Annotated in this window: 4 protein-coding genes; 1 reads left to right on the top strand and 3 read right to left on the bottom strand. The window is 65.4% G+C overall.

The features are described from left to right. Positions 1–8: 8 nt before the first annotated feature. Together ponA2 and A5699_RS25145 are read right to left on the bottom strand one after the other, a co-directional pair. Positions 9–2,483 (bottom strand): transglycosylase/D,D-transpeptidase PonA2, encoded by a 2,475-nt coding sequence (ponA2, locus tag A5699_RS25150; protein WP_067775574.1) that lies wholly within the window; start codon positions 2,481–2,483, stop codon positions 9–11. Positions 2,484–2,646: 163 nt separating this feature from the next. Continuing rightward, the gene (locus A5699_RS25145) at positions 2,647–3,078 is read right to left on the bottom strand and encodes a hypothetical protein (protein WP_231965827.1); all 432 of its coding nucleotides are present in this window, start codon (positions 3,076–3,078) and stop codon (positions 2,647–2,649) included. Positions 3,079–3,310: 232 nt separating this feature from the next. Between A5699_RS25145 and phoA the strand changes: the two genes are divergently transcribed. Next, entirely contained in the window at positions 3,311–4,810 is a 1,500-nt protein-coding gene (phoA, locus tag A5699_RS25140; protein ID WP_067775578.1) for an alkaline phosphatase, read from the top strand. A 4-nt stretch (positions 4,811–4,814) separates the two neighbouring features. Here phoA and A5699_RS25135 read toward each other — a convergent pair whose 3' ends face one another. Next, positions 4,815–7,670: an RND family transporter gene (locus A5699_RS25135; protein WP_067775569.1), complete on the bottom strand. Its 2,856-nt coding sequence runs from the start codon at positions 7,668–7,670 to the stop codon at positions 4,815–4,817. Positions 7,671–7,773: the final 103 nt, after the last annotated feature.

Here is a 7,773-nt window from a genome sequence, read left to right as displayed (position 1 = left end):
CAGTATCTTCAGAAGGCAGGTGCGCCGGGCGGAGGTGGAGGCGGCGGCGCCGGTGGCGGTGGGGGTGCCGGGGCGGGCAGCGTGATCGGCGGCAGTCCCGGGATCAGGATGACGTTTTCGGCCGGCGGTGGTGGTGCGCCAGGTGGGGGCGGGGGAGCCGCCGGAGGTGGAATGTAGACCGGCGGAGGCACATACCCGGTACTGGTGTTGATCGTGACGATCGATCCGGGAATCGTCTTGCCGCTCGGGGTGGTTCCGACCACCGTCCCTTTCGACGCCGAGTTGTTGACCGGCGTGGGTTTGTCGGCCACCTGGAAACCGGCGTCCTGCACGCGTTTACGTGCCTCGTCGAACTTCAGGCCGGTGACACTGGGTACGTGGCTTCCTGGACCACCCTCGACGTAACGCGGGTCGGTGGGCGGCATGGCGACGGGGCCGAAGTGCTCTGCGATGGGACTCATTGCCGCGTACCACGTCAGCGCTGGCTCCGTCCCGCCGTACAGGTCGCCCTCGCCGCATGTGCGTAACGGGTATGAGCACAGTCCGGACGGTGACGAGGAATCGTCGAAGATGTAGTTCGCGGCGGCGTACCGGTTGGTGAAGCCGAGGAACGCCGACGATCGGTGGGCTTCGGTGGTACCGGTCTTGCCCGACATCGGCAGTGACCAGCCGACGGAACTGGCTGCCCCGGCAGCGGTTCCGTTCGAATGGTCCTTGCCCAGCGCGTTGGCCAACGTGTTGGCCAGCCCCTCGGGCACGGCCTGATCGCAAGGCAGCGTTTCCACGCTCACTTCGCGGCCGTTGCGGTCGAAGATCTTGTCGATCGGGCTCGGGGGGCACCATGTGCCACCCGATGCGAGCGTCGCCCCCACGTTGGCGAGTTCGAGAGCATTGAGCTCGAGCGGGCCGAGCGTGAACGATCCGATGTTCTGGCGCTTGACGTAATCCGCGATGCTCTCGTCGGAATCGGGGTGGTAAGCACGAGCGCTGCCCGGCTCGGCGTAGGACCTCAACCCCAACCGGACCGCCATGTCCACCGCCCGTGGCACACCGATCTGCGAGATCAGTTTGGCGAACGCGGTATTGGGTGATTGAGCCAAGGCGTCGGTGACATTCAACGAACCGGGGAAGCCGTGCGCGTTGCGCACACACCAGGTCTCCTTCGGGCAGCCCGGCGTATCGCTGCTGCCCAACCCTTTGCCCATGAACATGCCAGGGACGGTGAGTTGGGTGTTGATCCCCATCCCCATGTCGAGGGCGGCGGCCGTGGTGAAGATCTTGAAGATGGAACCGGCGCCGTCACCGGCCAGCGAGAACGGTTGTGGTTGCACCGTCTCGTTGTTGTCGAGGTTGAGCCCGTACCGCCGGCTGTCGGCCATCGCGACCACGTGGTGCGTGTCCTTGCCCGGGGTGATCACGCTCATCACGCTTGCCACACCGTCGCTGTCGGGGTCGGCATACTTCTCGATCGCCGTTTTGACACTGTCCTGCACCGTGGGATCCAGCGTGGTGCGGATGAGATAGCCGTTGCGGGCCACGTCCTCCATGGTGAGGCCGGCCCGCGCCAGGTACTGCAGCACGTATTCGCAGAAGAACGCGCGATCACCCGCAGCGATGCACCCTTGGGGCAGCGGATCGGCTTGGGGGAGAACGCCCAATGGTGCAGCCTTGGCGGCGCGCAGCTCCTCGGCGCGGTCGGGCAGATAGTCGATCAAGGTGTCGAGCACCACGTTTCGTCGCGCCAGGGCGCCGTCGGGGTTCGTGTAGGGGTTCAGTGTGGTGGTGGACCGCACGACGCCGGCGAGCAGGGCCGCCTGCGGCCAGGTGAGATCTGCGGCGTCGACGCCGAAGTAGGTGCGCGCCGCGTCCTGAACGCCGAATGCGCCGTTGCCGAACGACACCAGATTCAGGTACCGGGCCAGGATCTCGCTCTTGGGCAGCGTTTTGTCCATCGCCAGCGCAATCCGGATCTCACGCAGTTTGCGTGCGGGGCTGACTTCCACCGCGGCCCGGCGCTCGGCGTCAGACTTCGCCTTCACCAACAGGTTGTAGTTCTTGACGTACTGCTGCTCGATGGTCGACCCGCCGCGAACCTGATCGATGCCGCGCAGATAGCCGATGAGCCCGTTGAGGGTCCCCTGCACGTCCACACCGTTGTGCTCGGCGAAACGTTTGTCCTCGACCGAGACGATCGCCAGTTTCATGGTGTCGGCGATCCGATCGCTGGGTACCACCCACCGTCGCTGTTCGTAGAGCCAGGCGATCGGGGCGCCCGAGGCGTCGACCATGGTCGTGACGATCGGCGCATCGCCCTTGAGCACCTCTGCCGAATCCTGTGCCACCGTGTCGGACAGCCGCGCCGACATGACCCCGATCCCGCCGACGATCGGGAACATCAGTGTGGCCGCGAGCAATCCGGCCAGCACACAGTGCATTGCCAGCTTGGCAACTGTAGACCTCGACCTCGGGGGCGGGCCGGACATGTACTCAAGCGTAGGACCGGCAGCGGGTCGTGGTGTGCAAATCGCACGCAACTCGTTGTCCGGGTGGGCATCTCGGCGCGGGCGCGAGCGCCCGGCCGGACCGAATCATCGACGCGGCAACATGATTCGCGTTCGCCCGGGCAACGGTCCGGAAGGGGTGGGGCTAACGTTCCCCACGGCTGCAGCTGGGGTCTGCCGGTTTGGTCGGCCAGGTGCAGACGTCGATGTAGGTGGTGTTGGCGTATCCGCCGCCGTCGAACACGCCGTAGGCGTCACCGTGCGCGCCGGTGTAGGTGGCCCCGCCACCCCCGTTGCCGCCCGAGCTGACGATCGTGGTGACCGTCCAGCCCTTGTCCTGCAGGGCCGTCTTGTATGCGGCCATCGCTTCGGTCGGCGCCTTGTTGACCTGGTAGTGCAGGTGGATGCCGCCGTCGGCGACGTCATCGGGCCCGCGGGTCTGCTGCACGTCGGCCGGCGTCGGCAACAACGAGGTCAGGGACGCGGAGGTGGCCGGCGGGGCCGTCGTGGTGGCTTCGGCCTTCTCGCTCACCGAGCCGCAGGCCGAGGCAGTCAAGCCGATCGCCAGCGTCGCCATGAGACAGGCTGTGGTGTGGTTCGTCATCGGCGGCCCCGTTCTTTCTGGGCGCACGGTACCAACGCCGCCAAAGTGCAGTGATCGTTATCGACGTGTCAGAACCCGACGTCATTCCGAAGGCAAGGAGTTCGATGTCCCCCGGTCATCCGGGCGTTGCTGTCGGGCAAGCATCGGTTCATATGCGACTTCAACCATGTGTGGGCTGTATGGAGACGACGACAGGGAGACCGGGATGACTCGCAGGCGGTACGTGGTGACGGCAGCGCTGGTGTGTACGGCGGCGCTGGCCGCGGCGTGTGGTGGCAGCAAGGGGGAGGCGTCGCTGCCGTTGCTCGACCCGGCTGCCACCGGCACGCTGTCCGAGCACGGAGGTGCGACCCGGGCCGGCGACGACCGCAGCGCACTGATTGCCGATTCGATCGAGAACACCGGTGCCCGCAACGTCATCCTGTTGATCGGTGACGGCATGGGGGATTCGGAGATCACCGTGGCCCGCAATTACGTGCATGGTGCCGCCGGCGCGTTCCCGGGTCTGGACGCTTTTCCGCTGACCGGCCAGTACACCCACTACTCGTTGGACAAGGACGGCAAGCCAACATACGTCACCGACTCGGCGGCCAGCGGATCGGCGTGGGCCACCGGTACCAAGACCTACAACGGCGCGATCTCGGTGGACATCGGCGGCAAGGACCAGAAGACGCTGCTGCAGATCGCCAAGGAGGCCGGCAAGGCGACCGGTGACATCAGCACCGCAGAAATTCAGGACGCCACACCCGCGGTGCAGTTCGCTCACGTCACGGCCCGGAAGTGCTACGGGCCCGACGAGACCACTCAGAAGTGTCCGGCCAATGCCCTGGAGAACGGCGGCCACGGCTCGATCACCGAGCAGCTGCTCACCACGCGCGCAGACGTCGTGATGGGCGGCGGCGCCGAAACCTTCCAGCAGGTCGCCAAAGCCGGCGATTACCAGGGCAAGACACTGGAGGTGCAGGCCAAGGAACGTGGTTTCACCATCGTGCGCAATGCCGACGAGCTCGACCGGGCCGGCACGGCCGACCAGGACGCCCCACTGCTGGGGTTGTTCGCCGACGGCAAAATGCCGACCCGGTGGAACGGGCCCGTCGCCGGCAAGGGCGGGTACCTGGAGCCGGCCGTCGAGTGCCGCGACAACCCGGACCGCACTGCCGAGGTGCCGACGCTGGCGGCGATGACCAAGAAGTCCATCGACCTGCTCAAGGGCGACGAAGATGGCTTCTTCCTCCAGATCGAGGGTGCCTCGATCGACAAGCAGGATCACGCCGCTAATCCATGCGGCCAGATCGGCGAGACCGTCGACCTCGACGAGGCCGCCAAGGTGGCGCTCGACTTCGCCAAGGAGAACAAGGACACCCTGGTCATCGTCACGGCCGACCACGCCCACAGCAGTCAGATCGTGGAGACCATGAGCGTCGACGACGTCCGCGCTGCCGCGGCCGAGGCGAAGCTGCCGTTCGAAACCGTCCGCGACGCCATCTACCCGGGCCTGACCCGGGTGCTGCGCAGCAAGGACGGGCAGGATCTGACCGTCTCCTACGGCACCTCGGACAACCTCGACGCGATGGACCAGGGTCACACCGGATCCCAGCTGCGCATCGCCGCCTACGGCCCGGGCGCGGCCAACGTCGTGGGCCTCTCCGATCAGACCGATCTGTTCTTCACCATGGCCCGGGCGTTGGGGCTCGAGAAGAACTGACCCGTCAGGCGTTGGACCGCGCCAGCGCCTGGGCCACCACACCGCGTGCCGGGCGCTGGCGCACCAGCTGTGGCCACCAGAACCAGCGGCCCATCAGCGCCGCGATCGACGGTGTCATGAACGAGCGGATGACCAGGGTGTCGAACAGCAGGCCGAGCCCGATCGTCGAACCCACCTGGGCTACCACGGTCATCTCACTGACCACCATCGACATCATCGTGAAGGCGAACACCAACCCGGCCGCGGTCACCACCGACCCGCTGCCGCCCATGGCCCGGATGATGCCGGTGTTGATCCCGGCGGGCAGCTCCTCCTTGAGCCGCGCGACGAGCAGCAGGTTGTAATCGGCACCGACCGCCAGCAGCACGATCACCGCCATCGCCATCACCATGAAGTGCAGCTCGATGCCGATCAGGTGCTGCCACACCAGGATCGACAACCCGAACGACGTGCCCAGCGACACCAGCACCGTGCCCACGATCACCGCGGCAGCCACCAGGCTGCGGGTGATGATCAGCATGATGATGAAGATCAGGCACAGCGCCGAGATCCCGGCGATGATCAGGTCGTAGTTGTTGCCTTCCTGCATGTCCTTGAAGGCTGAGGCGGTGCCGCCCATGTAGATCTTCGAGCCTTGCCAGGGAGTGCCCTTCATCGCTTCCTTGGCGGCCAGTTTGATGTTGTCGATGAGACCGATGCCTTCCGGCGTCAGCGGGTCACCCTCGTGAGAGATGATGAAGCGCACCGCTTTTCCGTCGGGCGAGATGAAGCTCTTCATGCCGCGCTTGAAGTCGGGGTTGTTGAAGGTCTCCGGGGGCAGATAGAAGCTGTCGTCGTTCTTGGAGTCGTTGAACGCCGTGCCCATCGCGGTCTGGCCGTCCTGCATCTCGGCCATCTGATCCTGCAGACCCTTCTGGGTCTGGTACATGGTCAGCATCATCGTCTTCATGTTCCGCATGATCTCGATCTGCGGTTGCATCATCGCGGCCATCTGCGGCATCAGGGCGTCGAGCTTGTGCATGTCGGGCATCAGTTGCTGAATGCTCTCGGTCATCGTGTCGACACCGTCGAGACCGTCGAACACCGAGCGCATCGAGGCGCACATCGGGATGCTGTAACAGTGCGGTTCCCAGTACAGGTAGTTGCGCAGCGGACGCAGGAAGTCGTCGAAATCGGAGATGTGATCCCGTAATTCGGCGACGTCGACAACCATCTGGTCCATCTTCCCGACCATGTTGTGGGTGATGGCGGTCATCTCGTCCATCAGCTCGATCATCCGATCCATCGTGTCGATGGTCGTCTGCATCTCGTCGGCCTGCAGCAGCATGTCGTCGACGCGGTCGCTGAGGTACTTGCGGTTCATGGTTTGCATGACCCCGCCCATGCTCATCTGTGCGGGGATCGTGCTGAACTCCAGCGGCTCGCCCTGCGGGCGGGTGATGGCCTGCACGCTGCCGACGCCGGACACCTCGAAGATGCGTTTGGCGATCCGGTCGATGATCAGGAAGTCCGCCGAGTTGCGCACGTCGTGGTCGGTTTCGATGAGCAGCAACTCGGGGTTCATCTTCGCCGCCGAGAAATGGCGGTCCGCGGCGGCGTAACCCTCCTGCGCCGGCAGATCCTGGGGCAGGTAATTGCGGTCGTTGTAGTTGGTGCGGTAACCCGGCAGGGTCAGCAGGCCGACAAGCGACAGCAGGATGGTGCCCAGCAGCACCGGCCCCGGCCAGCGCACCACGAAGGCGCCGAGCCGTCGCCAGCCCCGAATGCGCATGGCGCGCTTGGGTTCGAGCACTTTCCCGAACCGGCTGGCCACGGTGATGACCGCAGGGCCCAGGGTCAACGCGGCCAGAACCGTGACCGTCATGCCCACGGCCATCGGGATGCCCAGGGTCTGGAAATAAGGCAGCCGGGTGAAGTGCAGGCACAGGGTGGCGCCGGCGATCGTCATACCGGAGCCCAGCACCACGTGCGCGGTGCCGTGAAACATCGTGTAGTAGGCCTGTTCTCGGTCCTCACCGACGGTGCGGGCCTCTTGATATCGCCCGATCAGGAAGATCGCGTAGTCGGTGGACGCGGCGATGGCCAGCGTGACCAGGAGCTGTGTCGCGAACGTGGAGAGACCGATCAGTTCGTGGTAGCCCAGGAACGCCACCACCCCACGCGCCGCCGAGAGCTCGATGACCACCATCAGCAGCACCAGGATCACCGTGACGACCGACCGGTAGACCAGCAGCAGCATGGTGATGATGACGAGGAAGGTGACGGCCTCGATGATCTTGACGCTGCGGTCACCGGAGATCTGCTGATCGGCGGCCAGTGCGGTGGGGCCGGTGACATACACCTTGAGCCCCGGCGGCGGGGACAGGCCCGCGATCAGGTCCTGCACCGCCTCCACTGACTCGTTGGCCAGCGACTCACCCATGTTGCCGGCCAGATAGACCTGGACGTAGGCGGCCTTTCCGTCGTTACTCTGCGCGCCGGCCTCGGTCAGTGGGTCGCCCCAGAAATCCTGGACGTGCTCGACGTGCTTCTTGTCTGCTTCGAGCCGGTCCACCATGTCGTTGTAGAACCGGTGGGCATCGTCGCCGAGTTTGTTTCCGTCCCCCTGGGCCTCCAGCACGATCATCGCCGAACTGTCCGAGTGGAATTCGTCGAACACTTGGCCGACGCGCTTCATCGCGATGACCGACGGTGCCTCTTCGGGGCTCATCGACACCGAGCGCATCTGGCCGACGACCTCGAGGGAGGGGACGGTCGCGCTCATGAACGCGAGAAGGGCGATCCAGCCGACAATCACCGGAATGGCGAATCGACGGATCCATCGAGCAACCCCCGTGTGGGGGGCTCTGGAATCGGCCATCAGGAACCCTTGGTGGTCGGACGGGAGAGCGCGACGTAGCCGTCGGGCAGTGTGCGCAGCCTTCCCTTACTACGTCGTGTCGTCCCCCGTCTTACCAGATGAA

The sequence above is a fragment of the Mycobacterium sp. E802 genome, from assembly GCF_001666875.1.
Classification (GTDB): Bacteria; Actinomycetota; Actinomycetes; order Mycobacteriales; family Mycobacteriaceae; genus Mycobacterium.
Note: the sequence above shows the minus strand (reverse complement) of the source record. Positions and strands in the feature narration are given on the sequence as shown.